Consider the following 25861-nt stretch of genomic DNA (forward strand, 5'->3'; position numbering starts at 1 on the left):
AAACATGCGTGTCGATTACAGCTCAGCGTGGAGCTGCCACACCCGATCGGCCGCTTCGCGCCACGAGAACGCGCGCCCGCGATCGGCCGCGAGCACTCCCAGACGACCGGCGGACTCGGCCGAGGAGAGCCCCTCCGAGAGCGCAGCCCCGAGCTCTTCCGAAGAAGAACCCAGCGCTCCCCCGTCGAGCACGACCTCGCGGTTGACCGCGGTGTCGGCGGCGAAGACGGGGACGCCGAGCGCGAGCGCCTCGACGATGCGCCACGGGAACGCCGTGCGCCGCGATGGTGCGACGAGGGCGACGGCGGCACCGAACGCGGCCCCGCGATCCGGAGCGTCGAGAGCCCCCCTCACGTGCAGACGATGCTCCGGGATGCCGGCGGCCGACGCGAGATCGGCGACGGCCGGCTCATGCCCGTCCTCGACGTCGATCACGACGACGGGCAGATCCAGAGACGACGCCGCCACGGCGGAGAGGCCCGTCGCGAGGTCGTCCGTCGGCATCGGTCCGGCCGCGACGAGGACGAACCCCTCGGGCAGATCGAGGCCCCGTCGGCGTCCCACTTCGTCGGTCGGAACGGCGAAGCCGATCGGCGCGGCGCCCGCGATGACGCGGATCCGTTCGCCGAGCTTCGGTGCGATCTCGCCGAGGCGCGACGCGTGGGCGTGCGTCGGCACGACGACCGCGTCGGCGTGCTTGAGAGCGCGCTTGAGCATCGCCTTCTGCCACGTCGCGACACCGCGGGGCAGCTCGTCGGGCGCCTCCCAGGCGCGGAGGTCCCACACGGTCACGACGGTCTGATCGTTGTCGTGCACGCGGTCGTGGCGCACGAGGGGCGCGAACAGCGACGGAGAGTGGATCATGCCTCCGCCGATCCCCGTCGGCGCACCGAGCTGCAGCGCGGTCGCGAGCTCGCGCCGCGCGAAGGCCGTCCGCCGCACATCGGCGAGGCCCGCGACATCCATCTCCGCTGTTCCGGCCGGCACGATCGCGTCGACTTCGCAGCCCGAGGGCGCGGCGATCACGAGGGCACGGGCGAGGTCGCGGGATGCCTCGGCCAGCGCCGCATCGGCGGGATTCGGGTCGAGCACGACCCTGAGCGTCGCCACCATGCGTCAGCCCGCCGGAGTGGGCGTCGGGGTGGGCGGATGCAGCGCCGTCTGCACGAGCTCGCGCACGTAGGCCCAGTCGGCGTCCTCCTGATCGATCCCGTTCGCCGGCACGAGCTCGATCGCCGTGACCGGCTGCTCCTTGGCCTTGACGCCGAGTTCGGCGAGGTAGGGCACGAGAGACTGCGGCAGATCGGTCTGGATGAGGTTCGCGCCCGCCGCGAAGACCTCCTGGAAGCGCGTGAGCACGACCTGAGGGGTGAACTGCGCGAGGATCGCCTGCTGCAGGATGCGCTGGCGCTCCATGCGGTCGAAGTCGCTGGTGGTGTACCGCGACCGCGCGTACCACTGGGCGGTGTCGCCGTCCATGTGCTGGGGGCCCGCCTCGATCCAGCCGATCGCCCAGTCATCGGCGGGCTGGCCCTGGTATGCCGGTCCCCAGCCCTTCGGGAGCCGCTCCGTGACGGTGACGTCGACGCCGCCCAGCGAGTCGACGAGCGCCGCAAAGCCGTGCATGTCGAGGAAGACGTAGTACGGGATCTGGATGCCGAGGATGCCCTCCGCGGCATCCTTCGTCGCCTCGATCGCGGGCTCGGAGCCGTTCGCGACCGCATCCGGGTAGAGCGCGTTGCCGTCCTGGCAGACCTCGACCTCGGTGCGCAGCTGATTGATGCCGCTCCCCCAGCCGCAGTTCGGGTCGGCGTGGCTCTCGTGCCCGTTCGGGTACTTGTCCAGCATCGGACCTTCCGCGAACGGGAAATGCGCGAGGTCGCGCGGGATGCCGGTGATCGTGGTGCGTCCCGTATCGGCGTTGATCGACACGACCGAGATGCTGTCGAAGCGCATGGAGTCACGGCCCTCGCCCGAGTCCGCGCCGAGCAGCAGGATGTTGTAATAGCCGTCCGACGGGGGCACCGACGGGCCGCTCGCTCCGAAGATCGCGCCGAGCGTGTCGCGCGCTGCGCCGGTGAGATTCGCGGCGTAGGCGGCCGACCCCGTCGAGACGACCAGGAGCACGACGGCGAGCCCGAGGATGCCGAACCGGGAGCCGGTGCCGGTCTTGACGAGCCGCACGAGGCGCAGCGTGTCGATCGTGAGGACGGCCCACAGCACCGCATAGGCGATCAGGAGCCCCTGCGCGAGCAGCAGCGGCAGAGGCCGAAGGAGCGAGAGGAAGTCGGGGATCCAGGCTCCCGTGGCGAAGCCCAGGAGCGCCGTCGGCGCAAGGAGGGCGCTCAGCAGCAGGATCACGGCGACGACCCACATCGTCAGGGTCGCGCCGAGACCGATGCGGCCCAGACGCCGATTGCCCGCGACCGCCTGCGCGGAGCCCGGGATCAGGAAGTTCAAGAGGACGAGCCACCACCCGCGCCGCGACATGAACGCGCGGGACCGGGTGTCGGGATGCCGGAACGGCCGCTCGTTCACGAGCTGCATCCCGCGATCGGCCGGCGACGGCACCCGCGCGGGGGCCATCACGCTCACAGGGAATCCTTCAGCCGGAGGTTCTTCTCCTCGACCTGGGCCTCGAGATCCGCAGCGTACGACTCGACGGCGTCGGCGAGGGCGGCATCCGACGATCCGAGGATCCGCGCAGCGAGCAGGCCCGCGTTCTTCGCACCGTTGATCGAGACGGTCGCGACCGGGATGCCGGCGGGCATCTGCACGATGCTCAGGAGCGAGTCGAGCCCGTCGAGCGTCGCGAGCTGGACGGGCACGCCGATGACGGGAAGCGCGGTGACCGACGCGAGCATGCCGGGAAGGTGCGCGGCGCCGCCGGCCCCCGCGATGACGACGCGGATGCCGCGTGACCGTGCTTCGCGGCCGTAGCGGATGAGCTTGTCGGGCGTGCGGTGGGCCGAGACGACCTCGACCTCGTGCGGTACGCCGAAGTCGGTGAGCACCTGCGAGGCGTCGCTCATGACCCGCCAATCCGAGTCGGAGCCCATCACGACCCCGACGAGGGGCGCGTCGGAGGAATGCAGCGGCGGCGTCACCTGATCAGGGTAGGCCGCGCGGCTGGAAGAACCCCGCAACGGCGCGCTAGTCGAGGAAGAGGGATGCCGCCGCCCGCGCCTCGTACGCGACGTCGTCGAGGTCGGCTCCGGCGACGTTGACATGGCCGACCTTGCGGCCCGGGCGGGGTGCCTTGCCGTACGTGTGCACCTTCGCCGACGGGTGGCCGGCGAGTGCCGCGGGGATGCGCGCCTCGAGCGGCCCTTCGGCGGGACCGCCGAGGATGTTGACCATGACCGTCCACGGCTCGCGCGAGGCGGTGTCACCCAGCGGCAGATCCAGCACCGCGCGCAGATGCTGCTCGAACTGGCCCGTGACCGCGCCGTCCTGGCTCCAGTGGCCGCTGTTGTGCGGCCGCATGGCGAGTTCGTTGATGAGCAGGCGCTCGTCGGTCGTCTCGAACAGCTCGACCGCGAGCATGCCGGTCACCCCGAGGCCTTCCGCGATCGCGAGGCCGATGCCCTCCGCGACCTCGACGAGCCGCTCACCCGCGTGCGGAGCGGGCGCGATGACCTCGGCGCACACTCCGCCGCGCTGCACCGTCTCGACCACGGGGTACGCGCGCATCTGCCCGGACGGGCGTCGTGCGACCTGCTGCGCGAGCTCGCGCGAGAAGTCCACGAGCTCCTCGACCAGCAACGCGCCGCCGCGAGCGTCCTCGGCCAGTGCGGCGAACCAGTCCTCGGCCTCGGTCGCGGCCGACACGACCCTCACGCCCTTGCCGTCGTATCCACCCCGAGGGGTCTTCACGACGGCACGACCGCCGTGGGCGTCGAGGAAGACCTGCAGCTCCTCGGGCGTCGAGACGGCCGCCCAGTCGGGCTGCGGCATCCCGAGCTCCTCGAGGCGCGCGCGCATGACCAGCTTGTCCTGCGCGACGGCGAGCGCTCCCGGTCCCGGGTGCACACGGACCCCGGCCTCGACGAGGGCGGCCAGGACGTCCTGCGGGACGTGCTCATGGTCGAATGTGATGACGTCGACGTCCCGCGCGAAGGCGAGCACGGTGTCGGCATCGCGGTAGTCGCCGACGGCCGAAGCGGCGAGGGCTGCCGACATCCCCTCCTCTTCGGCGAGCACACGCAGCTCGATGCCGAGCTCCGTGGCGGGGGCGATCATCATGCGGGCCAGTTGCCCGCCGCCGACGACTCCGATGCGCAAGGTCATGGCATCCATCATCCCAAACCGGGAGCTGCGGCTATGACGTCGGCAGGGGCGGGGGCGGCGGAAGCGGCGGCTGCGCGTCGCGGTGCGCGAGGATCTGGTTGACCTCGACCTGGTCGATGAGCGCTTCGTGCACGAGGCCGACGCTGGGCACGTTCGCTAGGCGCAGCGGTGCGTCGACGCCGTTCGAGAGCACGAGCGTGCCGGTGCCCCACATGCGCTGCAGGATGCCGCGGCGCAGTTCGATCGTGTAGCCGCGCACGTGCCCGAGCTCGCGCCGACGCGTGGCGAAGATGCCGGAGCGCTCGATCACGCGGCGCGTCGTGATCGTGTACACGTGCGTCCACCACGAGAGGAACGGGATCAGCACGAGGAGGAGGACGATGACGGATGCCGCGGCCACCAGCATCCAGTTCTCGAAGCCGCTCGGCAGATTGCCGTAGAAGTACCCGACGGCGCCGGCGACGGCGATGAGCACGAACGCGCACCACGAGAGCCTGCGCGCGTGACCGCGGAATCGCGCGACGCGGAGCTCCTGCGTCGGTGCTCCCGGCGCCGGGAGCACCGGTCGCCCGCCGTAGCTCGTGGGCTGGCTCATGCTCCCATTGTGGGGTGCCGCACCGACGAACCCGGGTGCGACGTCCCGGTTCGTCACGGAACGGACGTCGACGCGCGTCTCAGCGCACGTGCACGACGTCGCCCGCCGAGACGGCGGTCTCGTTGCCCAGGGGCTCCACCACGACGAGGCGGCCGTCCTCGTCGAGGCGCTGCGCACGCCCTGCGAGCAGCTCGCCGCCGGGCAGGTGCACGACCACGTCGTGCCCGAGCGTCGAGCACAGCGCTTCGATCTCGCCGCGAACCCCGGCGACGCTCGCGTTGCCGATGGCCTCGGCGAGTGCCGAGAGCTGCTCGTCGAGCGCCGTCAGGTAGTCGGCGACGAGGCGGTCCTCGTCCGCCTCGAGACCCGCGGCGGCGAAGGAGGTCGCCGTGTCGACGGGGAGGTCGGCAGCCGTCATCGAGGTGTTGACGCCGGCGCCGATGACGACGGAATCCGGATGCCCGGGCACCACCTCGGCGAGGATGCCGCACAGCTTCTTGCCGTCGAGCAGCACGTCGTTCGGCCACTTGAGCGTCGCCGAATGCCCCGTCCCGCGCAGCTGCCCCGAGATGGCCCGCGTCATGGCGGCACCGGCGATGAGCGGGATCCATCCCCGCGCCGCGTACGCGATCCGGGGCACGCGAACGAGCGTCGAGACGGCGATCGCCGTCCCGGCGGGCGCGACCCACGTGCGGTCGAGCCGCCCGCGGCCCGCGCGCTGATCGGTCGTCAGCAGCACGGAGAGATGGGGCCAGGCATCCGGTGCCTCGGTCGCGTGCCGCACGACGTCGGCGTTCGTCGAGTCGGTCGTCTCCGCGACCTGCACGCGCGGACTCACTGCCGCCGTGAGCGGGTACCCCTCTGCGGGAATCGTCATGGCCACACGCTACCCGTCATGCCGCAGCGGACAGGGGATGCCGCGGGCCTTTGTGCGATCCCTCCAACCCGGGAAGGAGCCCCGTGGATAGGGTGGAATCCGTGACCGACCAGCCCGATCTCTTCACGACCGCCGGCAAGATCGCCGACCTCCGCGCGCGCTACCAGGAGGCGGTCCTCGACGCCGAGGCCGCCGCGCAGACCAAGCAGCACGCGAAGGGCAAGGGCACGGCGCGCGAACGCATCGAGCTGCTCGTCGACCCGGGCAGCTTCGTTGAGCTCGACGAGTACGTGCGCCACCGCACGACCGCCTTCGGCATGGACCGCTCCCGCCCCTACGGCGACTCCGTCGTCACCGGCCACGGCACGATCCACGGCCGCACCGTCGCGGTGTACGCGCAGGACTTCTCGACGTTCGGCGGCTCGCTCGGCGAGGTCGCCGGCGACAAGATCATCAAGGTCATGGAGTTCGCCCTGCGCAGCGGCATCCCGATCGTGGGCATCCTCGATTCGGGCGGCGCGCGCATCCAGGAGGGCGTCGTCGCGCTCGGCAAGTACGGCGAGATCTTCCGCCTCAACACCCGCGCGTCGGGCGTGATCCCGCAGATCTCGATCATCATGGGACCGGCGGCCGGCGGCGCGGTGTACTCCCCCGCCCTCACCGACTTCGTCGTCATGGTCGACAAGACGAGCCAGATGTTCGTGACGGGGCCCGACGTCATCAAGACCGTCACCGGCGAGGACGTCGGCATGGAGGAGCTCGGCGGTGCCTACACGCACAACACCCGGTCGGGTGTCGCGCACTACCTCGCCGAAGACGAGGACGACGCGATCGACTACGTCCGCACCCTGCTCGGGTTCCTCCCCGACAACAACCTCGCCGAGATCCCCGGCTACGAGCCGGTGTTCGAGTTCGAGACGACGGATGCCGACCGCGCGCTCAACACCGTCATCCCGGACTCCCCCAACCAGCCCTACGACATCCACGGCGTCATCCGGCATATCGTCGACTCCGAGGACTTCCTCGAGGTGCAGCCGCTGTTCGCCCCCAACATCGTCATCGGGTTCGGCCGCATCGAAGGCCGCAGCGTCGGGATCATCGCCAACCAGCCGTCGCAGATGGCGGGCACGCTCAACATCGAGGCGGGCGAGAAGGCGAGCCGCTTCGTGCGGTTCTGCGATGCCTTCTCGATCCCGATCGTGACGCTCGTCGACGTGCCCGGGTACCTTCCGGGAACCGATCAGGAGTGGACGGGCGTCATCCGCCGCGGCGCGAAGCTGCTCTACGCCTACGCCGAGGCGACCGTCCCGCTCGTGACCGTCATCCTGCGCAAGGCCTACGGCGGGGCTTACATCGTCATGGGCTCGAAGCAGCTCGGCGCCGACATCAATCTCGCCTGGCCGACCGCCGAGATCGCCGTCATGGGCGGCCAGGGCGCGGTCAACATCCTCTACCGCGGCGAGATCAAGAAGGCCGAGGAGGCCGGGGAGGATGTCGCGGCCGTGCGCACGCGCCTCGCGAACGAGTACACGTACAACGTCGCATCCCCCTTCCTCGCCGCCGAGCGCGGCGAGCTCGACGGCATCATCGAGCCGGCCCAGACGCGTGTCGCGATCGCCAAGGCGCTGCGCGCCCTGCGGGGCAAGCGGGCGACGCTGCCGCCCAAGAAGCACGGGAACATCCCGCTGTGAACCCCGACGAGCGACCTGTCGCGATCGAGGTCAAGCGCGGCGAGCCCACGCCCGAGGAGCTCGCGGCGCTCATCGCCGTGGTCACCGAGGCGTACAGCGGCGAGGCCGCCGCAGCCGTCGCCGAAGAGACCCCCGCGCGATCGGCGTGGTCGGTGTCGCAGCGGGCGCTGCGGGAGCCCCTCCGGCGCGAGCTCGGCTGGGTCCGCGGGTGACGGGCCTGTCCCCCGAAATACCTACAGACAGCCTTCGCACCGCGATCTGATACTGGATGTGCTGGAACGCATTCTGCGTTCGGTCGACCTGCACCGCCGCAAGACGGTGCCCAGGATCGGCCACGCGAGCGGTTTTCGGGTAATCGCTCGCGAGGCGAGGGGCCGGCGTCACGCCGCCCCTCGCCTCTCACCGTCTTCCGCTCTCGCGACCGGTCCCCCTCCCCCGCACCGGTCACGGGAGCGGTGCGCCGTTGCGAGGCGTCAGCCGGTCGGCCGGGCGATCTCGCGCCACAGGTCGACGGCATCCTCGTCCGAGAGTCCGCCGTCGGACTCCGAGCGACCGACCACGGTGACGGCCACGCTGTCGTGCGGCGCCGTGCGGATGTACAGCCGATCGGAGTCGGAGGTGCGAAGGGTGTCGGCGAGCTCGGCCCGGATGATGGCGAGGGACGCCTCGTCCATCCCGTCGAGCCCGCCCTCGTCGAGCACCGTGACGGTCGCGCCTCGGCGACGGGCCAGCTCGAGCTGCGCCCGGACGGCGTCGTCGAGCAGTCTCGGGCCGCGCAGCTCGTCGCGCAGGCGCCCCTCGGCGATGCGCGCCTCGAGTCGGTCGGCGTCGTCGAGCACGCCGCGGTTCGCCACGGTCCGCGTGAGGACGGGGCCGGCGATCGCGAGCGCCTCCTGGACCTGCACGCGCCGCTCGCGCTGACGCACGACCTGCGAGGCCTGCCACGCGGACGCCGCGGTCTGGAGGTTCGCGAGCTGCGACGTGTCGCGCGCGGCGCGGTCGAGCGAGAGCACGAGCAGCTGGGCGACGAACACCCACACGATCGACCCGATGAGTCCGAGGGCGAGGGCGTCGAGCCCCATCCACGCGATCGAGCCGACCACGAGCAGCACCGTCCCCGACCACGCCATCCACGGGCGACGACGCGCCATCACGATCGTCATGAGGGCGCCGATCCCGCCGAGATACCAGGTCGCGTACGACGCGGTGTAGGACCCGGGGCCGGCGGAGTACGAGATCGCGCTGGGCACGATCGCGGCCGTCACGATCGCGAGGATCCCCGCCGCACGGGGCAGCCGGGACTGCCGAGGCGTCGGATGCGCCTCGCGATCGGACTTGCGCGGCTGCCAGAACGTGCACAGCGTCGTGGCGACGAGGTACAGCGCGAAGGTGGCGAAGATGATGACGGGATACTGCGGCTCGTCATCCCCCCACGACAGACCGCGTGCCGCGAGGTACACCGCGAAGGCGACGGCGAGACCCGACAGGATGTTCCGAACGCTGATCATGCGTCCTCCAGGTAGGCGTCGCGTCGTGGGCGCCACTCGAGCCGCACCGTCGTCCCCTCGGCACCCGACTCGACCTCCGTCGAACCGCCGACGGCGGCGACGCGCGCGATGATGGATGCCCGGATGCCGAGGCGATCGTCGGGGACGGCGTCGAGGTCGAAGCCGCCGCCCGCGTCCCGCACCTCGATGTGGATGCGCTCGTCGTCGGCGTACAGCGAGGCCTCGAGGCCCACGCCTCCCGCGTGCTCGACGGCGTTCGCGACGGCCTGGGTCGCCGCCAGGACGAGCGCGCGGGAGATCCTCCCGGGCACGTCGAGGTCGCCCGAGCGGATCTCGACATGCACGGCGATCCTCGTTCCGAGCTCACGCGAGGCGGCCTCGATCGCCTCGGCGATGCTCTGCGCCGAGCGCACCTCGTCGCTGCCCTCGCCCGCATCCTGCTCCGTGTTGGCGAGCCGCGTCAGCGCCTCGCGCGCCATCGCGACCGCCAGCACGCGACCGCGCGGGGTGTCGGACCGCTCGGCGGCAATGAGCGCGGCCAGGACGCTGTCGTGCATGAGCGCCGCGACGGCGACGCGCTCCTGCTCGGCGGCATTGGCCGCGGCGGCGCGCGAGTAGGACTCGACGGCGCGCGCGCGGGTCTCGTCGACGCCGATCGCGACCGAGCGGAAGACCCAGGCGAGCGCCAGGAGGACGCCGCCGAAGATGAGCGAGAACGACACCTCGATGATGACGTAGTACCAGAGGTCGGTCGCGAAGCTGTCGGCGATGAGCCGCACGAGGCCGTAGAGCAGGGGGATGAGCATCGTCGCGGCGAGCTGGATCGGCAGAGGGAAGGCGAGCACCGCCGCGAGCGTCGCGATGTTGACGATGTGCCACGGCCAGGGCGCGATCGAGAGGTCGACCTCGGTCCCGGCGGCTGCCGTGGGCCACAGCGCGAGGACGCCGATGTAGCAGAAGACGAACAGACCAGCGGTGAAGCGCACGCCGCGACCGACGAAGCACGCGATGATCATGAGCGCCAGGGGCGCGAAGGCGGCGACGATCAGCGGCTCGTGCCAGCCCGCCTGTTCGATCGTCGAGCCGAGGGCGACGACGAGCGCCTGTGCGCCGAGCAGGAGCGATCCAGCGCCTGCGACGGCCGAGATGATGCGCTCGACGCGGAGCCGCGTGAAGGAGCCGATGCTTGCGCTCGCGTCGCGGGATTGCGGGATGTGACCCCACGCCTCGTCGAGGATCTCCTCGCTGTCGGTCACGGCATCCGCTCCGCGCCGGGATCGGATGCGGTGCCGGCGACGATGCCGTCCTCCATCGCGCGGCGCAGCAGATCGACCTTCGTCGGTGCGGGGCGCCCCACCTCGACGTATTTCACGCGGATGCGCGTGATGTTCTCCTTCGCGGTCGAGTAGGCGACGCCCAGACGATCGGCGACGACCTTGAGCGGCAGCCCTGCGGCGTACAGGCGCAGGACGTCGCGCTCCCTGGCCGACAGCTGCGCGTCGGCGAAGTCGCGGTCGCCGTCGACGGCACTGGCCCACTCGACGTTGTTGAGCGGCTCGCCCCGGGCCACCGTGCCGACCGCCTTGATGACGTCCGAGATCGGCGAGGCTTTGCTCACGACTCCCGCCGCGCCCGCCGACAGCGCCTCGCGCACGGCCGCGGGCCGATCGGCGACGGAATGGATGATGACGCTCGAGCCGTCTCGGATGAGCCGCGTGACGTTCTCGGTGACCGTCGTGCCGTCACCGAGCGTCAGATCGAGCACCACGACGTCCGCCGTCGGCGCCCGGCTGAAGGAGCGCCACTGGAGGTATTCGCTGACGCCGCTGCCGGAGAACACCACTTCGGTGCCGGGCACGCGCGCGCACCACGCCTCGATCCCGAGCCGGACGGACTCGTGATCGTCGATGAGAGCGACCCTCGTCATGCGCTCCACCCTAGCTTCGGCGCGTCCGCGCGTCTCAGCGTCGCGACCGCCTCGACGTGATGCGAGTTCGGGAAGATGTCCAGGGCGCGAACGCCCACGGTGTCGTAGCCGACGTCGCGGAAGGTCGCCAGGTCGCGCGCGAGCGCCACGGGATCGCACGCGACGTAGACGACGGTCTCGGGACCGAGATCGGCCACCGCCTCGACCACGACGCGTCCGGCCCCGGCGCGCGGCGGGTCCAGCAGAACGACCCCGTGCGAGAGTCGCTCGCGCTGGGCGAGGGATGCTTCGGCGGCGAGCCGCGTCACCCAGCGGTCGACGCGCCCGGTCTCGGCGCGCGCACCGACCCACTCCGCGAGATTCCCGCCCGCGTGCTCGGTCGCGCGCGGATCGGACTCGACGCTCGTGACACGGGCCGTCGGCCCCGCGAGTTCCGCCAGCGTCGCGCCGAACAGCCCGACGCCGCCGTAGAGGTCCAGGTGCCAGCCGTCGGGGTCGACGGCCGGTCCGTCCGGGCGGGCGGCGCGCACGGCGCTCGCCACGGTGTCGGTCAGAGAGTGCGCGGCCAGGCGATGCACCTGCCAGAAGCCGCCGGCGTCGACGCGGAAGTCCCGGCCCCCCACCGTCTCGATCACGACTTCGCGTCCGGGGTCCTTGCCGTCGCGACGGCCCCCGTCGGGCCGGCGCAGCACGCGGACGCTGCCGTCCGCCGGCTGCACGAGGTCGATGCGGCCGGGTTCACCGCGCGTGATCGCGAGGGCCGCGTCGGCGACCTCGGCGGACGCGAGCGGGAGGTCGTCGACGGGGATGACGGTATGGCTGCGTGCCGCGTAGGGGCCGACGCGCCCCTCCTCGTCGACGTGGAGGGAGACGCGCGTGCGCCAGCCGGTGCCGTCGCCCGTCTCCTCGGCGAGGATCCGTCCGTCCGGCGCGACGATCGGCGCCGCGGATTCGAGCGTGAAAGCGGGCGCCGACATGCCTCCGAAGCGCTGGAGCGCGTCGGCCAGCACCTCGACCTTGAGGGATCGCTGGCGCTGCAGATCGATGTGCCCGAAGTCCGCGCCCCCCGGGCGGAGCTCCGGAGGCACATCGACATCCGCCTGGCGCCACACGTGCGGACGGCGATCGGGCGAGGCATCCAGCACCTCGAGCACATCGCCGCGCCAGAACGACTTCTTCTTCACGTCGGTGAGCCGCACGCGCACGCGCTCGCCCGGGATCGCATCGGGCACGAAGACGACCCGTCCTTCGTGACGGCCGACGAAGACGCCGCCGTGGGCGACACCCGTGACATCGAGGTCGATCAGGGTGCCGGCATCCATTCCCCCAGTCTCCCATCGCGACGGGTCGCCGACCCGCCGTTCCGTGTCCGCCTTTCGGGGGACACGGAACGGCGGTCTAGCGTGGACGCATGCGCGTCTGCCTCGCCTCGACCTCGCCCGCCCGGCTCATGCTGCTGCGTCAGTTCGGCATCCGCCCCCTCACGATCGCACCCCACGTCGACGAAGAGGGCGTCGTCGCCGCCGTCGAGTCCGCCGAGGGGCGCGCGCTGGCTCCCGATGAGCACGTCCTGCTGCTGGCACGGCGCAAGGCCGCGGCCGTCGTCTCGCGGCTGGCCGACGACATGCCCGATTTCGACGGCATCGTCATCGGCGGCGACTCGATGTTCGAACTCGACGGGCAGGTGCTCGGCAAGCCCCACACTCCCGACAACGCCGTCGCGCGGTGGCACGCGATGCGGGGGCGCACGGGGGTGCTGCACTCGGGCCACGCCGTCGCGCACGTCTCACCGGGCACGCCCGCCCGCGAGGTGCACGCGGTGGCGCAGGCATCCGTCTCGTTCGTGGCGGACGTGACGGATGCCGAGATCGAGGCCTACGTCGCGACCGGCGAGCCGCTGCAGGTCGCGGGTGCGTTCACCGTCGACAGCCTGGGAGGTGCGTTCATCGATCGGGTCGAGGGCGACCCGTCGACGGTCGTCGGCATGTCCGTCTCGACGCTGCGCGCCCTCGTGCGCGAACTCGGCGTCGAGTGGACGAGCCTGTGGGGCCTCGAAGATCAGGACGCGCCTCCGTCTTTGTCGTAGGAAGCCCACGTTTCCTGTCGGTTCTTGTGCGAACCGGTCAAAGGGTGCGGGCGGCCGCTCACTAGGCTGGCATTCATGCCTTCGACGCCCTCGTCCCCGATCACCAAGGTCCTCGTCGCCAATCGGGGCGAGATCGCCGTGCGGATCGTCCGCGCCGCGCGGGATGCCGGCAAGGCCTCGGTCGCCGTCTACGCCGATCAGGACCGCGATGCGATGCACGCCCGCCTCGCCGACGAGGCCTACGCCCTCGAGGGCTCCACCAGCGCCGACACCTACCTGTCGATCGAGAAGATCCTCTCGGTCGCCCGCCGCTCTGGCGCCGACGCCGTGCATCCGGGCTACGGATTCCTCGCCGAGAACGCCGACTTCGCCCGCGCCGTGATCGGAGCCGGACTCACCTGGATCGGTCCGTCGCCCGAGGCGATCGAGGCGCTCGGCGACAAGGTCACGGCCCGCCACGTCGCCGAGAAGGTCGGCGCGCCCCTCGCCCCCGGCACTCCCGGCCCCGTCGACGGGGCCGACGAGGTCGTCGCCTTCGCGCAGGAGTTCGGGCTGCCGATCGCGATCAAGGCCGCCTACGGCGGCGGCGGCCGCGGCCTCAAGGTCGCACGCGAGCTCGACGAGATCCCCGAGCTGTTCGAGTCCGCGACGCGCGAGGCCATCGGCGCCTTCGGCCGCGGCGAGTGCTTCGTCGAGAAGTACCTCGACAAGCCGCGCCACGTCGAGACGCAGTGCCTGGCGGATGCCGCGGGCACCGTCGTCGTCGTCTCGACCCGCGACTGCTCGCTGCAGCGTCGGCACCAGAAGCTCGTCGAAGAGGCTCCGGCGCCGTTCCTGACCGACGAGCAGAACCGGATCCTCTACGAGTCCTCGAAGGCGATCCTGAAAGAGGTCGGATACGTCGGCGCGGGCACGTGCGAGTTCCTCATCGGCGCCGACGGCACGATCTCGTTCCTCGAGGTCAACACGCGCCTGCAGGTGGAGCACCCCGTCTCCGAGGAGGTGACGGGCCTGGACCTCGTGCGCGAGCAGTTCCGTCTCGCCGAGGGCGAGGAGATCGGCTACGACGACCCGAAGCCCGACGGCCACTCGATCGAGTTCCGCATCAACGGGGAGGACCCGGGGCGCGGGTTCCTGCCGCAGCCCGGTCCGATCCGCGTCTTCAAGACGTTCGGCGGGCCCGGCATCCGTCTCGACTCCGGCGTCACGGCGGGCGACAGCGTGTCGGGTGCGTTCGACTCGCTCCTCGCGAAGATCATCGTGACGGGCCGCGACCGCGCCGAGGCGCTCGAGCGCTCGCGCCGCGCGCTCGACGAGTTCGAGGTCGCGGGGCTGCCGACGGTGCTCCCCTTCCACCGCGCCGTCGTGCGCGACCCTGCGTTCACCGCCGAGGACGGCCGCTTCGGCGTCTTCACGCGCTGGATCGAGACCGAGTTCGTGAACGACATCCCGCCGTGGGACGGCGAACTCGATGCGCCCAAGGCGGACGAGCCGCGTCACACCGTCGTGGTCGAGGTCGGCGGCAAGCGCCTCGAGGTGAGCCTTCCCGATCGCATCGTCGCTGCGCCCGGCGCGATCGGCCGCCCCGCGGCTGTGCCCCCGTCGCGACGCTCGCACGAGACGACCGTCATGGCTGGGGCGTCCGGCGACGCCGTGAAAGCGCCCATGCAGGCGACGATCGTCAAGGTCGCCGTCGAGGAGGGCCAGCAGGTCGTCAAGGGCGATCTCGTGATCGTGCTCGAGGCCATGAAGATGGAGCAGCCCATCCAGGCCCACAAGGACGGCACGATCGGCGCGATCAACGCCGCGGCCGGCACGACGGTCTCGGCCGGTCACCAGCTGCTCACGATCGTCTGACGCCCGCGCGCATCCGCTCGCATCCGCTCGCGCGAGCGCGCCACCTGCTGGCGAGCGCGCCCGATTCGAACTGGCGCGCTCGTCGGAAAGTGCAGCGAATCGATGGAGACGCTCGAGGACGTCGAGCAGCAGTCGGCGCGCGGGGCGGCGGTACCTCAGGCCCCGTAGATCGTGTGGTCCACGACGTGCATCGCGCGTGCCGCGTCGGTGATGCTGCCCGAGAGCGACGGGTAGACCGCGAAGACGCGCGACATCTGATCCACCGTGAGGCGGCGCTCGACGGCGATGGCGATGGGATAGATGAGCTCGGATGCCCGGGGCCCGACGATCACGCCGCCGACGACGCTGCCCGAGCCCTGGCGGGCGATGAGCTTGACGAAGCCGTCCTTGATGCCCATCATCTTCGCCCGCGGGTTCGCCGCCAGCGGGAGCTTGTGGACGACGGCCGCGATCAGGCCCTCTTCGATGTCCTTCTCCTGCCAGCCGATCGTCGCGATCTCGGGAGCCGTGAAGATGTTCGACGTGATGCGGCGACGCTCGAGCGGGATGACGACGTCGCCGAGGGCGTGGAAGACCGCCGTGCGGCCCTGCATCGATGCGACCGACGCGAGCGGCACGAACGTCGTGCAGTCCCCGGCGGCGTAGATGTTGGGGACCGACGTACGGGCGACGCGGTTGACCTGGATGTGACCCGACTCGGTCATCTGGATGCCGGCCTGCTCGAGACCGATGCCCGCCGTGTTGGGGATCGAGCCGACCGCCATGAGGCAGTGGCTGCCATCGATCGTGCGACCGTCCGAGAGCGTGACGACCACGCCCGACCCGGTGTTCTCGACCTTGTCGGCACGCGACTTGGCCAGCAGCGTCATCCCGCCGCGCTTGAAGACGCGCTCGATGACGGCCGCGGCATCCGCATCCTCACCGGGGAGCACCTGGTCACGGCTCGAGACGAGCGTCACCTTCGAGCCGAGGTTCATGTACGCCCCGGCGAACTCGGCGCCGGTGACGCCCGACCCCACCACGATGAGGTGCTCGGGGAGCGCCCGCATGTCGTAGAGCTGGGTCCAGGTCAGGATGCGGTCGCCGTCGGGCTTGGCGCTGTCGAGCTCGCGGGGCGACGCGCCCACCGAGACCACCAGCGTGTCGGCCTCGATGCGGTCGAAGTCGGTGCCGCCGGGGCCCGTCGAGACGACGACCGCGTTCTCGCCCTCGAGGCGGCCGTGACCCGAGATGATCTTGACGCCCGCCTCGACGAGGGAGGCCCGCATGTCGTCGGACTGCTGGCGCGCGAGCGAGAGGAGCCGCTTGTTCACGGCGGTCAGATTGATCGCGATCTCGGGCTTGAGGGGCTTGCCGTCTGCGGTCTTGGCGAACAGCTGCACGCCGAGGTCGCTCGCGCCCTTGATCGCGACGGCCGCATCGGCGGTCGCGATGAGCGTCTTGGAGGGCACGACGTCGGTGATGACGGCGGAGCCGCCGACTCCGGCCCGCTCGACGAGGGTCACTTCGGCCCCGAGCTGCGCCGCGGCGATCGCCGCTTCATAGCCGCCGGGGCCGCCACCGAGGATCGCGACGGACTGCGTGCGCTCGAAGCTCAAGGACATGCATCCATTCTCCCCTGTGACCGGGCTGCGACACGACACTCCCGCGGAACGGGAACTCTGGCCCCGGCGGGCGCGCGTTCCTAGACTCGGGGCATGTCAGAGACCACCAACCCCCTCGACGACCCCACCGCGGACCCGTTCGCGATCGCCGCCGAGGCCGCGGAAGACATCGCCCGCCTGACGGGCGTCGACCGCCACGACATCGCCCTCACGCTCGGAAGCGGGTGGGGCAAGGCCGCAGAGCTCATCGGCGAGACGATGGCCGTCATCCCCGCGACCGAGGTCACGGGGTTCAGCAAGCCCGCGCTCGAGGGCCACGTCGGAACGCTCCGCAGCGTCCGCACGCCCAAGGGCCGCAACGTGCTCGTGATCGGCGCGCGTACGCACTTCTACGAGGGCCACGGCGCGCGCCGCGTCGTGCACAGCGTGCGCACCGCCGCCGCGACCGGTGCCCGGACGATGGTGCTCACGAACGGCGCCGGAGGCATCCGCCACACGTGGAAGCCCGGCACGCCGGTCCTCATCAGCGACCACATCAACCTCACCGCCGCGTCCCCGCTCGAGGGGGCGACGTTCATCGACCTCACCGACCTCTACTCGCTGCGCCTGCGCGATCTCGCGCGGCAGATCGATCCGACGCTCGACGAAGGCGTGTACTGCCAGTTCCGCGGTCCGCAGTACGAGACCCCTGCCGAGGTGCAGATGGCCAAGGCGATCGGCGGTCACATCGTGGGCATGTCGACGGCGCTCGAGGCGATCGCCGCGCGCCAGGCCGGCATGGAGATCCTCGGCATGTCGCTCATCACCAACATGGCCGCCGGCATCCAGACCACCCCCCTGAGCCACCAGGAGGTCATCGACGCCGGTCGCGAGGCCGAGCCGGTGATCTCTTCGCTGCTCGCCCGCGTGATCGGCGCGTTGTGAACGGGGCGGACGCCGTCGACGAGACGGCGGGGACGGATGCCGCGCCCGGAGCATCCGAAGACGTCCTCGCGCGTGCGCGGGCGTGGCTCGCCCAGGACCCGGACGGCGAGACGCGCGCCGAGCTGCGCGACGTGATCGACCGGGCCGAAGCGGGCGACGCCGGCGCCGCCCTCGACCTCGCGGACCGCTTCGCCGGTCGCCTCGCGTTCGGCACGGCCGGACTGCGCGGTCGCCTCGGCGCCGGCAGCAACCGCATGAACCGCGTGCTCGTGGGTCAGGCGGCCGCCGGCTTCGCGGCATACCTGCTCGAGAAGAACGAGGGCGACGACCCGCCCACCGTCGTGATCGGATACGACGGCCGGCGCAACTCCGACGTCTTCGCGACGGACTCGGCCGAGATCTTCGCGGGCGCGGGGCTGCGCGCGATCCTGCTCCCCCGGCTCCTGCCGACGCCGGTACTGGCGTTCGCCGTGCGCCGGCTCGGTGCCGACGCGGGAGTCATGGTGACGGCATCCCACAATCCGCCCGACGACAACGGGTACAAGGTCTACCTCGGCGGTGCCGCCGACGGCGCGCAGATCGTCTCGCCGGCCGATGCAGAGATCGCGGCGCACATCGAGCGCGTCGCCGCGGTCGGAGACCTCGCCGCGCTGCCCCGATCGCTCGGCTACGAGCGTGCCGCGGAATCCGTCGTCGAGGACTACGTGGCCGCGACCGCCGCCGTCGCACCCGCGCCGTCGGGCGCGGAGGGGCTGCGGTGGGTGTACACCGCGATGCACGGCGTCGGAGGCGACACGCTCGCGCGCATCCTCGAGGTCGCCGGCTACCCGCAGCCCGTGAACGTCGAGGCTCAGATCGCTCCCGACGGCCGGTTCCCGACGGTGTCGTTCCCGAACCCCGAAGAGCCCGGTGCGATGGACCTCGCGTTCGAGACCGCGCGTGCCGCCGACGCCGAGCTCATCATCGCGAACGACCCCGACGCGGACCGCCTGGCCGTGGCGATTCCGGATGCGTCGGCAGAAGGCGGCTGGCGCCGCCTCACGGGCAATCAGGTCGGCCTGCTGCTCGGCTGGCGCGCCGCCCGCCTCGCCTCGCCAGGCGACGGAGCGTCGCTCGCATGCTCGCTCGTGTCGTCGCCGGGCCTCGGCGCCGTGGCGGAGCACTACGGTCTCGACTTCCACACGACGCTCACCGGCTTCAAGTGGATCTCGCGCGCGCCGGGCATGGTGTTCGGCTTCGAAGAGGCGCTCGGCTACCTCGTCAACCCCGAGACGGTGCGGGACAAGGACGGTATCTCGGCGGCGGTCGCGATGCTCGGTCTCGTCACGGAAGCCCGGGGCCGGGGTGCCACGCTCGCCGACCTCCTCGCGGAGTTCGACGAGACGTTCGGCGCCTTCGCGAGCGACCAGATCTCGGTGCGCGTCGAAGACCTGTCCGACATCGGGCGCATCATGGCGGCGCTGCGGGCGCAGCATCCCGCATCCATCGGCGACGTCGCGGTCGAGAAGGTCGACGACCTCCTCGACGGCGTCGACGGGTTCCCTCCGGGTGACGTCCTGCGGTTCTGGCTCGAGGGCGGATCGCGGGTCATCGTGCGACCGAGCGGGACCGAGCCCAAGCTCAAGCTCTACCTCGACGTGCGCGGCGACTCCCCCGCCGATGCGCAGGAACGCATCGCAGCGCTGTCGGCGGGCGCCCGCGCGCTGCTCGATTCGATCGGCTGACACGGCTCGGCTCGCTCGATCGCGGCGGACGGCGAGCCGCCGTAGGCTCGGGGAATGCTGCTCACGGAACCCGTCGTCCTCGAGAACGCGTGGGTGCGCCTCGAACCGCTGACCGCCGATCACTCCGCCGACCTGGCCGAGGCATCCATCGGCCTCGAGCACGCCTGGTACACGTCGGTGCCCACTCCTTCCCGCGCGGCGGCGGATGTCGCACAGCGCCTCGCCTGGGTCGCCGAGGGCCACATGAACGCGTGGGCAGTGCGTCGGCTCGACACCGGTCGCGTCATCGGCACCACGACGTTCTGCAACATCGACCAGTCCAACCGGCACGTCGAGATCGGCCACACGTGGATCGGCGTCGAGGCTCAGCGCACGGCGGTGAACACGGCATCCAAGCTCCTCCTCCTCGGCCACGCCTTCGAGGCGTGCGAGGCGATCGCGGTCGAGTTCCGCACGCACTGGCACAATCGCCAGTCGCGCGCCGCGATCGCACGCCTCGGCGCGAAGCAGGACGGCGTGCTGCGCAACCACCGTCTCGGCCCCGACGGCACGCTGCGCGACACCGTGGTCTTCTCGATCCTTCCTTCAGAGTGGCCCGCCGTGCGCCTCGGCCTGCAGGAGCGCCTCGCCCGCGGCTGACTCCCCGGACCTGTTCGTGTGCCTCATGTCACGGGGTGGTTTCTGAGGCGAACGAGTGATGGTTCCGGATGCCGCAGAGCGACCGGGTCAGCCGTCGATGACCGCGACGAGCTCGTCCAGGAAGCCGGCGAAGTCCGACGAGCGGCGCACGATGCGCTGCACGCTCTCGCGCTCGCTGAAGACCTCGACGAACTGCTCGAAGACGGTCTGGAACGCCTCGCGGTCGCTCTCGCTGAACGCGACGAGCGCGACGACCTGCACGCGCCCCTCGCCCCACGGGATCGAGGGATCGGCGATGCCGATCGCGATCGAGGTGCGCGACGCCGTCATGCCGATCGCGTGCGGCACGGCGAGCGCATCGGTGAAGGCGGTGGACGACAGCTCCTCGCGCTGGATCGCGCGCTCGACGTAGTCGTCGTCGATGACGCCCTGCGCGATGAGCAGCGAGCCCAGGCGACGGATGACGTCGTCTGTCGACTGTCCGTCGAGCCCGCGCACGAACGCGTCGGGCGAGAAGTACCGCTCGAGCTCTTCGCGCAGACGCGCGAGCCGGCGCGCCCGCCTGATGCGGCCGGCCGCGGCCTGCACGCGCTCGACGTCGGCATCGGTGAGGAACGGCTGGATGCGCACGAAGTTGTCGCCCGGCACCGCCGGCTCGATCGTGGTCAGCACGAGGTCCGTGTCGATGGACGACCAGTCCGGGTCGACGCGGGTCTCGACGCCGACGACCTCGATCGCCTGCCCGAGCGAGCGGTCGACCGACGAGCGCAGCAGCTCGTGCAGCTCGTAGTACCCGGGGCAGACGATCGTCGCCGTGAGCAGCTGGTCGGCGCGGCGGCTGCGCTCCAGGCGACCGCCGACGTGCATCGCGATGTAGGCGATCTCGTCGTCGAGCAGCGGGATGCCGAGCCGCTCCTGCAGGCCCGAGGCGATGAACACGGCGACCTCGAAGATCATGGGATACGTCGACTTGAGCGACCGCGTCAGCGGATTGCGCGACCACGCCTGCTCGCGCGAGCGATGCAGCAGGTTCTGCACGTGCAGGGCGAGGCGCAGCATGAAGTCCTCGTGGGCGATGTCGACGAGGAACTCGGATGCCGCCTGCCCCACGACATCGCGGACGGCCGATTCGACCTCGGGCTCGAGGCGCGACCGCGCGTGGTCGGAGGGCGTGTCGGTGCCCGGAGCGACGATGCGCGTCAGCACGAGCGTCGCGAGGTGCTGCAGATCACCGCCCCCGAGGCGCACCTCGAGGTACTGCTCCGACAGCGATGCGATGATCGCCGCGACCTCCTGCTGGGCGGCCGTGGGCTCTGCCGGGAATCCGCCCTCGAGGCCGCGATCGCGCGACACGCGGTCGGCCGCGATCGCGATGTGCATGACCACATCGGCGATGCCGATCTCGTTCACGAAGTAGCCGAGCGCGCCGAGCCGCGTGACGAGGTCGTTCTTGAACGGGCCGAAGGCGCGAGCGCCGACCGAGCCTTCGCCGAGGGTGCGGCGCAGCGCCTCGAGGTCGAAGGACCCGGCATCCATCTCATCGTGGGCGAGACGCGACAGGAGCCGTCGCTGCGCCATCTCGGTGCCCCGCAGACGCGCCTGCGAGGCGGAGCGCTCCAGCGTGAGCTCCGTCCCGCCCAGCAGGCTGCGCACGCGTGCGAGATCGGCGTCGAGGGTCGCGGGGCTCACGTGCAGCTCGTCGGCGGTCTCGAAGACGTCGATGCCGTCGGGAGCGTCGAGCAGGCGGCGCACGAGAGTGTGGAGGCGATCGCGGGGCGCGTCGGCGCCGGCCGTGACCCGCAGCGCAGCAGCGGCATCCGGACCCGAGCGATAGCCCTGCGGGCCCGATTCGATCGCCGACCCCTGCGGCACACGCGCGTTGACCGCCGTGACGTAGGACCGGATGCTGCGCGGAGTGACCCCGAGGCTGTCCGCGAGACTCGCCGCCGTCGCCCAGTCGCCATCGCGCGCGAGGAGGCCCAGAAGGCGATCCTGTCTCGCTCTCGTCACGGCACTCCTCGTTCCCTGCCAGTCAACCATGCATGCCCGGAGCCCGGGCCGCGGTTTCCGCCCCTGCGGAAGAAGGTGTGGTTGTCGGCTCTCAGCGTTTTCACAAGAATGGCGAAGAAGGAGGCGGATCGATGAGGATCCTGGTGGTCTGCGGAGCGGGTGCGTCCAGCACGTTCGTCGCGCAGCGCGTGCGCCATGCGGCACACGATATCGGGCTGACGCACTACACCGCCTTCGCCGGCACCGAGCTGTCGCTCCCGATCGACCTCGATGCCGCGGACGTCGTCCTCGTCGGCCCTCACCTTGCTCACGCGCTCACGCGCATCGAGCACGATGCGGCTCCCCGGGGCACGGCGGTCGTGCTGCTGCCGTCCGACATCTTCACCGATCTCGACGGCTCCCGGACGCTGCAACTCGTCCGCGACGCGGTCGGAGACGCCGGGGGGATCTCTCCGGCCGCGGGCAGCGACCGGCTCCACTGACATCGAAGAATCCGCACGACACGCAACGAAGAGAAAGGAACAGGCCTTGCCCACTCTCACCCGGACTGTCCGGATCGGCTCCTCCCATGGCCTGCACGCCCGCCCCGCGAAGCTGTTCGCACAAGCGGCGAAGGAGTCCGGCATCCCCGTCACCCTCGCCAAGGACGCCGGGAGCCCCGTCAACGCGGCGAGCATCCTCGGCGTCATCGCGCTCGGCATCGAGCAGGGCGACTACGTGACCCTCACGGCCGACGGCGACAGCGCCGAGGCCGTCCTCGACCAGCTGGCCGAGCTGCTGACCACCGACCACGATGCGGAGGGAGCATCGTGACCGAACTCCGTGGAGTCGGAATCGGCCTCGGCGTCGCCCAGGGTCCGGTCGCGCGCATGGCCGAGCCGCTGCCGGCGCCGGCGGATGCGCCCAGCACGCTGAGCGGCGACGAAGAGACGGCGCGGGCGCGGGATGCCGTGGCCGCCGTCGCCCGCGAGCTCGAGGCCCGCGGCGCCCAGGCGGGCGGTGCGGCACAGGACGTGCTCGAGGCGCAGGCCATGATGGCCGAGGACCCGTCGCTCGAGTCCGAGATCGACACCCGCATCGCGGCCGGCAAGACGGCGGAGTTCGCCGTGCACGACGCGTTCGCCTCGTTCCGCGATCAGCTCGTCGCGATGGGCGGCTACCTCGGCGAGCGCGCCGCCGACCTCGACGATGTCGCGCAGCGCGTCATCGCGCGGCTGCGCGGCCTGCCGGCACCCGGCGTGCCCGATCCCGGGCATCCCTTCGTCCTCGTCGCGAAGGACCTCGCGCCCGCCGACACCGCCCTGCTCGACCTCGACAAGGTGCTCGCCCTCATCACGACCGAGGGCGGACCGACGTCGCACACGGCGATCCTCGCGCGCGAGAAGTCGATCGTCGCGGTCGTCGGAACCGCCGGCGCGAAGGACCTCGCCGACGGCGCCGTCGTGATCGTGGATGCCGCGAAGGGCGTCGTCACGACGGATCCCAGCGCGGAGGAGCTCTCGCAGGCGCAGCACCGGGCCGATGCCCGACGGGATGCCTCGTCCGCCCCGATCACCGACGGCGCGCTCGCCGACGGCACACCCGTGCCGCTGCTCGCGAACCTCGGCAAGCCCGAGGGCGCGGCCGAAGCGGTCGAGCTCGGCGCCGAGGGCGTGGGGCTGTTCCGCACCGAGTTCCTGTTCCTCTCGTCCAGCCAGGCGCCGACCGTGGAGCAGCAGCGCGAGGCGTACACCAAGCTCCTGGCGGCCTTCCCCGGCAAGAAGGTCGTCGTGCGCGTGCTCGATGCGGGCGCCGACAAGCCCCTCGCGTTCCTCAACGACGCGCACGAGGAGAACCCGGCGCTCGGGCTGCGCGGCATCCGCGCCCTGCGCGCGAGCGAGGACATCCTGCGCGAGCAGCTGACCGCGCTGGCCGAGGCCGACAAGGCGACGCAGGCCGACCTGTGGGTCATGGCGCCGATGGTCGCGACGGTGGAGGAGACGGAGTACTTCGTCGACATCGCCCGCGACTACGGCATCAAGACCGCGGGCGTCATGGTCGAGGTGCCCTCCTCGGCGCTTCTGGCCGACCGCGTGCTCGCCTACGCCGACTTCGCCTCGATCGGCACGAACGACCTGACGCAGTACACGCTCGCGGCGGACCGCCTGCTCGGCTCGGTCGCGTCGTTCCAGGACCCGTGGCATCCCGCCGTCCTGCGCCTCATCCGCGAGGTCGGCGACGCCGGGCGCGTCAACGGCAAGCCGGTCGGCATCTGCGGCGAGGCGGCGGCGGATCCGCTCCTCGCGGTCGTGCTCGTCGGACTCGGCGCCACGTCGCTCTCGATGGCCCCCACGGCGCTCGCCGACGTGCGGGCGACGCTGCTCCAGCACTCCCTCGACGATGCACGAGTCATCGCCGAGGCAGCCCTCGCCGCGAACGACGCGGCATCCGCAAGAACCGCGGCCCAGGATGCCGCGACCCGATCGAAGGAGACACAGTCATGACAACGGCGTCAGCGCCCACCAAGGGCAACAGCAAGGCGCGAGTCGGAGTCCAGCGCTTCGGCACGTTCCTGTCCGGCATGATCATGCCGAACATCCCCGCGCTCATCGCATGGGGCATCTTCACGGCGTTCTTCATCGAGGTGGGGTGGACTCCCAACGCCGACCTCGCGACGATCGTCGGCCCGTTCATCCACTACCTGCTGCCGATCATCATCGCCTACACGGGCGGCAACATCGTCTACGGCGTCCGCGGCGGTGTCGTCGCCTCGATCGCCGTCATGGGCGCGATCGCCGGCTCCGACAAGCTGATCGCCGACTTCAACGCCACCCTCCCCGAGGGTGCGTCGCAGCTCGGCCAGGTGCACATGTTCATCGGCGCGATGATCATGGCGCCGCTCGCCGCGTACACGATGAAGTGGCTCGACAGCCTGTGGGAGGGCAAGATCAAGGCCGGCTTCGAGATGCTCGTGAACATGTTCTCGGCGGGCATCTGGGGCTTCGTGATGGCCGTCGTCGGGTTCTACCCGATCGCATGGCTCGTCAACGGCCTCATGACGGTGCTGAGCAACGCGGTCAACTGGCTCGTCGAGATGAACCTGCTTCCGCTCACGAGCATCCTGATCGAGCCGGCGAAGGTCCTCTTCCTCAACAACGCCATCAACCACGGCGTGCTCACGCCGCTCGGCATCCAGCAGGCGGCGGAGGACGGCTCGTCGATCCTCTTCCTGCTCGAGGCCAACCCCGGTCCGGGGCTGGGTCTGCTGCTCGCGTTCGCGATCTTCGGCCTCGGCGCGGCGCGCGCCTCGGCTCCCGGTGCGGCGCTCATCCAGTTCGTCGGCGGCATCCACGAGGTGTACTTCCCGTACGCGCTCATGAAGCCCGTCACGATCCTCGCGCTGATCGCGGGCGGCATGACCGGCGTCACGACCAACATGCTGCTGGGCGGCGCGCTGCGGGCTCCTGCGGCTCCGGGCAGCATCCTCGCGGTGCTCGCCCAGACGGCGACCGGCTCGTACGTCGCGGTCATCCTGTCGGTGGTCCTGTCGGCGGCCGTGACGTTCGTCATCGCGGCGATCATCCTGCGGGCATCGCGCAAGCGCGACCTCGCGGCGATGGCGGCCACGGACGACGCGTTCGGCGCGGCGATCACGCAGACCCAGGCGGCGAAGGGCAAGTCGTCCGACGCGCTGTCGAACCTGCGCGGCGGGGCCGCGACGCAGGCGGGCGGCGGCATCGAGCCGGCGACGATGACCGAGCGCGAGATCAAGAGCATCGTGTTCGCGTGCGACGCCGGCATGGGCTCGTCCGCGATGGGTGCGAGCGTGCTGCGCAACAAGATCAAGAAGGCGGGCATCGAGGACGTCACGGTCGTCAACAAGGCGATCGCGGCGCTCGACGGGTCGGCCGACCTGATCATCACGCAGAACCAGCTGACCGATCGCGCCCGGGCGCAGGCGCCCGACGCCGTGCACATCTCGGTCGACAACTTCATGAACTCGCCGCGGTACGACGAGGTCGTGGAGCTCGTGAAGGACCAGCACGAGAGCTGACGCGCAGACCGCTGCGGGGCCGGACGGCGGGAGGCCTCCGGCCCCGTGGCTTTTGCCGAAGCAGATCGGTACGTTCGAACAAGACGGATCCGCGTC

At 71.2% G+C, this 25861-nt stretch carries 23 protein-coding genes; 11 read left to right on the forward strand and 12 right to left on the reverse strand.

All coding sequences use genetic code 11. The features are described from left to right. Positions 1-15: 15 nt before the first annotated feature. The 6 genes from ACTIFV_RS04455 to ACTIFV_RS04480 all read right to left on the reverse strand — a co-directional run bounded on the left by ACTIFV_RS04455 (position 16) and on the right by ACTIFV_RS04480 (position 5762). The gene (locus tag ACTIFV_RS04455) at positions 16-1113 is read right to left on the reverse strand and encodes a glycosyltransferase (protein ID WP_439591568.1); all 1098 of its coding nucleotides are present in this window, start codon (positions 1111-1113) and stop codon (positions 16-18) included. A gap of 3 nt (positions 1114-1116) precedes the next feature. Then, positions 1117-2595: an LCP family protein gene (locus tag ACTIFV_RS04460; protein WP_439591569.1), complete on the reverse strand. Its 1479-nt coding sequence runs from the start codon at positions 2593-2595 to the stop codon at positions 1117-1119. Continuing rightward, positions 2592-3059, reverse strand: a complete 468-nt coding sequence (gene purE / locus ACTIFV_RS04465; protein WP_439591839.1) for a 5-(carboxyamino)imidazole ribonucleotide mutase — start codon at positions 3057-3059, stop codon at positions 2592-2594. Before purE ends, ACTIFV_RS04460 begins: the two co-directional genes overlap by 4 nt. Before the next feature lie 94 nt (positions 3060-3153). Next, positions 3154-4290 carry a 5-(carboxyamino)imidazole ribonucleotide synthase gene (locus ACTIFV_RS04470; RefSeq protein WP_439591570.1) on the reverse strand — a complete coding sequence of 379 codons (1137 nt, stop codon included), beginning with the start codon at positions 4288-4290 and terminating at the stop codon, positions 3154-3156. A 31-nt stretch (positions 4291-4321) separates the two neighbouring features. Then, the gene (locus tag ACTIFV_RS04475) at positions 4322-4885 is read right to left on the reverse strand and encodes a PH domain-containing protein (protein WP_439591571.1); all 564 of its coding nucleotides are present in this window, start codon (positions 4883-4885) and stop codon (positions 4322-4324) included. Between the two features lie 79 nt (positions 4886-4964). Continuing rightward, on the reverse strand, positions 4965-5762 hold the full coding sequence (locus ACTIFV_RS04480) for a biotin--[acetyl-CoA-carboxylase] ligase (RefSeq protein WP_439591572.1): 798 nt from the start codon (positions 5760-5762) through the stop codon (positions 4965-4967). A gap of 101 nt (positions 5763-5863) precedes the next feature. On the opposite strand from ACTIFV_RS04480, the gene ACTIFV_RS04485 reads away from it, so the two are divergent. Both ACTIFV_RS04485 and ACTIFV_RS04490 read left to right on the forward strand, forming a co-directional pair. Beyond that, entirely contained in the window at positions 5864-7453 is a 1590-nt protein-coding gene (locus ACTIFV_RS04485; RefSeq protein WP_439591573.1) for an acyl-CoA carboxylase subunit beta, read from the forward strand. Further along, on the forward strand, positions 7450-7665 hold the full coding sequence (locus ACTIFV_RS04490; RefSeq protein WP_439591574.1) for an acyl-CoA carboxylase subunit epsilon: 216 nt from the start codon (positions 7450-7452) through the stop codon (positions 7663-7665). Before ACTIFV_RS04485 ends, ACTIFV_RS04490 begins: the two co-directional genes overlap by 4 nt. A gap of 261 nt (positions 7666-7926) precedes the next feature. On the opposite strand, the gene ACTIFV_RS04495 is transcribed toward ACTIFV_RS04490, so the two are convergent. Genes ACTIFV_RS04495 through ACTIFV_RS04510 form a run of 4 tightly spaced genes read right to left on the reverse strand, consistent with a single transcriptional unit; the run spans position 7927 to position 12210 of the window. Next, positions 7927-8961 (reverse strand): hypothetical protein, encoded by a 1035-nt coding sequence (locus ACTIFV_RS04495; RefSeq protein WP_439591575.1) that lies wholly within the window; start codon positions 8959-8961, stop codon positions 7927-7929. Continuing rightward, on the reverse strand, positions 8958-10217 hold the full coding sequence (locus tag ACTIFV_RS04500) for a sensor histidine kinase (protein ID WP_439591576.1): 1260 nt from the start codon (positions 10215-10217) through the stop codon (positions 8958-8960). The genes ACTIFV_RS04495 and ACTIFV_RS04500 overlap by 4 nt, the downstream gene beginning before the upstream one ends. Next, on the reverse strand, positions 10214-10888 hold the full coding sequence (locus tag ACTIFV_RS04505; RefSeq protein WP_439591577.1) for a response regulator: 675 nt from the start codon (positions 10886-10888) through the stop codon (positions 10214-10216). The genes ACTIFV_RS04500 and ACTIFV_RS04505 overlap by 4 nt, the downstream gene beginning before the upstream one ends. Then, positions 10885-12210 (reverse strand): class I SAM-dependent RNA methyltransferase, encoded by a 1326-nt coding sequence (locus ACTIFV_RS04510; protein ID WP_439591578.1) that lies wholly within the window; start codon positions 12208-12210, stop codon positions 10885-10887. The genes ACTIFV_RS04505 and ACTIFV_RS04510 overlap by 4 nt, the downstream gene beginning before the upstream one ends. A gap of 89 nt (positions 12211-12299) precedes the next feature. Between ACTIFV_RS04510 and ACTIFV_RS04515 the strand changes: the two genes are divergently transcribed. Further along, positions 12300-12974: a Maf family protein gene (locus tag ACTIFV_RS04515; RefSeq protein WP_439591579.1), complete on the forward strand. Its 675-nt coding sequence runs from the start codon at positions 12300-12302 to the stop codon at positions 12972-12974. Positions 12975-13049: 75 nt separating this feature from the next. Beyond that, entirely contained in the window at positions 13050-14831 is a 1782-nt protein-coding gene (locus ACTIFV_RS04520) for an acetyl/propionyl/methylcrotonyl-CoA carboxylase subunit alpha (RefSeq protein ID WP_439591580.1), read from the forward strand. Positions 14832-14986: 155 nt separating this feature from the next. Here ACTIFV_RS04520 and ACTIFV_RS04525 read toward each other — a convergent pair whose 3' ends face one another. Then, positions 14987-16435: an NAD(P)H-quinone dehydrogenase gene (locus tag ACTIFV_RS04525; RefSeq protein WP_439591581.1), complete on the reverse strand. Its 1449-nt coding sequence runs from the start codon at positions 16433-16435 to the stop codon at positions 14987-14989. A 93-nt stretch (positions 16436-16528) separates the two neighbouring features. Between ACTIFV_RS04525 and ACTIFV_RS04530 the strand changes: the two genes are divergently transcribed. The 3 genes from ACTIFV_RS04530 to ACTIFV_RS04540 are packed head-to-tail and all read left to right on the forward strand — an operon-like array spanning position 16529 to position 19722. Beyond that, a complete protein-coding gene (locus ACTIFV_RS04530) occupies positions 16529-17359 on the forward strand; it encodes a purine-nucleoside phosphorylase (RefSeq protein WP_439591582.1) in 831 nt (276 codons plus the stop codon). Continuing rightward, positions 17356-19083, forward strand: coding sequence for a phospho-sugar mutase (locus tag ACTIFV_RS04535; RefSeq protein ID WP_439591583.1), 1728 nt, complete (start codon positions 17356-17358; stop codon positions 19081-19083). The genes ACTIFV_RS04530 and ACTIFV_RS04535 overlap by 4 nt, the downstream gene beginning before the upstream one ends. 54 nt (positions 19084-19137) lie before the next feature. Beyond that, the gene (locus ACTIFV_RS04540; RefSeq protein ID WP_439591584.1) at positions 19138-19722 is read left to right on the forward strand and encodes a GNAT family N-acetyltransferase; all 585 of its coding nucleotides are present in this window, start codon (positions 19138-19140) and stop codon (positions 19720-19722) included. 87 nt (positions 19723-19809) lie between these two features. Here the strand turns inward: ACTIFV_RS04540 and ACTIFV_RS04545 are convergent, their stop codons facing one another. Beyond that, positions 19810-21732, reverse strand: a complete 1923-nt coding sequence (locus ACTIFV_RS04545; RefSeq protein ID WP_439591585.1) for a BglG family transcription antiterminator — start codon at positions 21730-21732, stop codon at positions 19810-19812. 131 nt (positions 21733-21863) lie between these two features. Between ACTIFV_RS04545 and ACTIFV_RS04550 the strand changes: the two genes are divergently transcribed. Genes ACTIFV_RS04550 through ACTIFV_RS04565 form a run of 4 tightly spaced genes read left to right on the forward strand, consistent with a single transcriptional unit; the run spans position 21864 to position 25765 of the window. Continuing rightward, entirely contained in the window at positions 21864-22214 is a 351-nt protein-coding gene (locus ACTIFV_RS04550; protein WP_439591586.1) for a PTS sugar transporter subunit IIB, read from the forward strand. A gap of 46 nt (positions 22215-22260) precedes the next feature. Beyond that, the gene (locus tag ACTIFV_RS04555) at positions 22261-22545 is read left to right on the forward strand and encodes an HPr family phosphocarrier protein (protein WP_439591587.1); all 285 of its coding nucleotides are present in this window, start codon (positions 22261-22263) and stop codon (positions 22543-22545) included. A 56-nt stretch (positions 22546-22601) separates the two neighbouring features. Then, complete coding sequence (ptsP, locus tag ACTIFV_RS04560; protein ID WP_439591840.1) at positions 22602-24215, forward strand: phosphoenolpyruvate--protein phosphotransferase; 1614 nt, start codon at positions 22602-22604, stop codon at positions 24213-24215. Then, a complete protein-coding gene (locus ACTIFV_RS04565) occupies positions 24212-25765 on the forward strand; it encodes a PTS mannitol transporter subunit IICB (protein WP_439591588.1) in 1554 nt (517 codons plus the stop codon). The genes ptsP and ACTIFV_RS04565 overlap by 4 nt, the downstream gene beginning before the upstream one ends. Positions 25766-25861 lie beyond the last annotated feature (96 nt).

Origin of the sequence: Microbacterium sp., assembly GCF_051860965.1 — a bacterium.
Lineage (GTDB): Bacteria > Actinomycetota > Actinomycetes > Actinomycetales > Microbacteriaceae > Microbacterium.

Coding starts and splice junctions, on each gene's coding strand:
- ACTIFV_RS04530 (WP_439591582.1), top strand. CDS start 16,529: ATGTCAGAGACCACCAACCCCCTCGACGACCCCACCGCGGACCCGTTC.
- ACTIFV_RS04495 (WP_439591575.1), bottom strand. CDS start 8,961: ATGATCAGCGTTCGGAACATCCTGTCGGGTCTCGCCGTCGCCTTCGCG.
- ACTIFV_RS04505 (WP_439591577.1), bottom strand. CDS start 10,888: ATGACGAGGGTCGCTCTCATCGACGATCACGAGTCCGTCCGGCTCGGG.
- ACTIFV_RS04520 (WP_439591580.1), top strand. CDS start 13,050: ATGCCTTCGACGCCCTCGTCCCCGATCACCAAGGTCCTCGTCGCCAAT.
- ptsP (WP_439591840.1), top strand. CDS start 22,602: ATGGCCGAGCCGCTGCCGGCGCCGGCGGATGCGCCCAGCACGCTGAGC.
- ACTIFV_RS04515 (WP_439591579.1), top strand. CDS start 12,300: ATGCGCGTCTGCCTCGCCTCGACCTCGCCCGCCCGGCTCATGCTGCTG.
- ACTIFV_RS04565 (WP_439591588.1), top strand. CDS start 24,212: ATGACAACGGCGTCAGCGCCCACCAAGGGCAACAGCAAGGCGCGAGTC.
- ACTIFV_RS04470 (WP_439591570.1), bottom strand. CDS start 4,290: ATGACCTTGCGCATCGGAGTCGTCGGCGGCGGGCAACTGGCCCGCATG.
- ACTIFV_RS04510 (WP_439591578.1), bottom strand. CDS start 12,210: ATGGATGCCGGCACCCTGATCGACCTCGATGTCACGGGTGTCGCCCAC.
- ACTIFV_RS04480 (WP_439591572.1), bottom strand. CDS start 5,762: ATGACGATTCCCGCAGAGGGGTACCCGCTCACGGCGGCAGTGAGTCCG.
- ACTIFV_RS04525 (WP_439591581.1), bottom strand. CDS start 16,435: ATGTCCTTGAGCTTCGAGCGCACGCAGTCCGTCGCGATCCTCGGTGGC.
- ACTIFV_RS04540 (WP_439591584.1), top strand. CDS start 19,138: ATGCTGCTCACGGAACCCGTCGTCCTCGAGAACGCGTGGGTGCGCCTC.
- ACTIFV_RS04550 (WP_439591586.1), top strand. CDS start 21,864: ATGAGGATCCTGGTGGTCTGCGGAGCGGGTGCGTCCAGCACGTTCGTC.
- ACTIFV_RS04475 (WP_439591571.1), bottom strand. CDS start 4,885: ATGAGCCAGCCCACGAGCTACGGCGGGCGACCGGTGCTCCCGGCGCCG.
- ACTIFV_RS04455 (WP_439591568.1), bottom strand. CDS start 1,113: ATGGTGGCGACGCTCAGGGTCGTGCTCGACCCGAATCCCGCCGATGCG.
- purE (WP_439591839.1), bottom strand. CDS start 3,059: ATGGGCTCCGACTCGGATTGGCGGGTCATGAGCGACGCCTCGCAGGTG.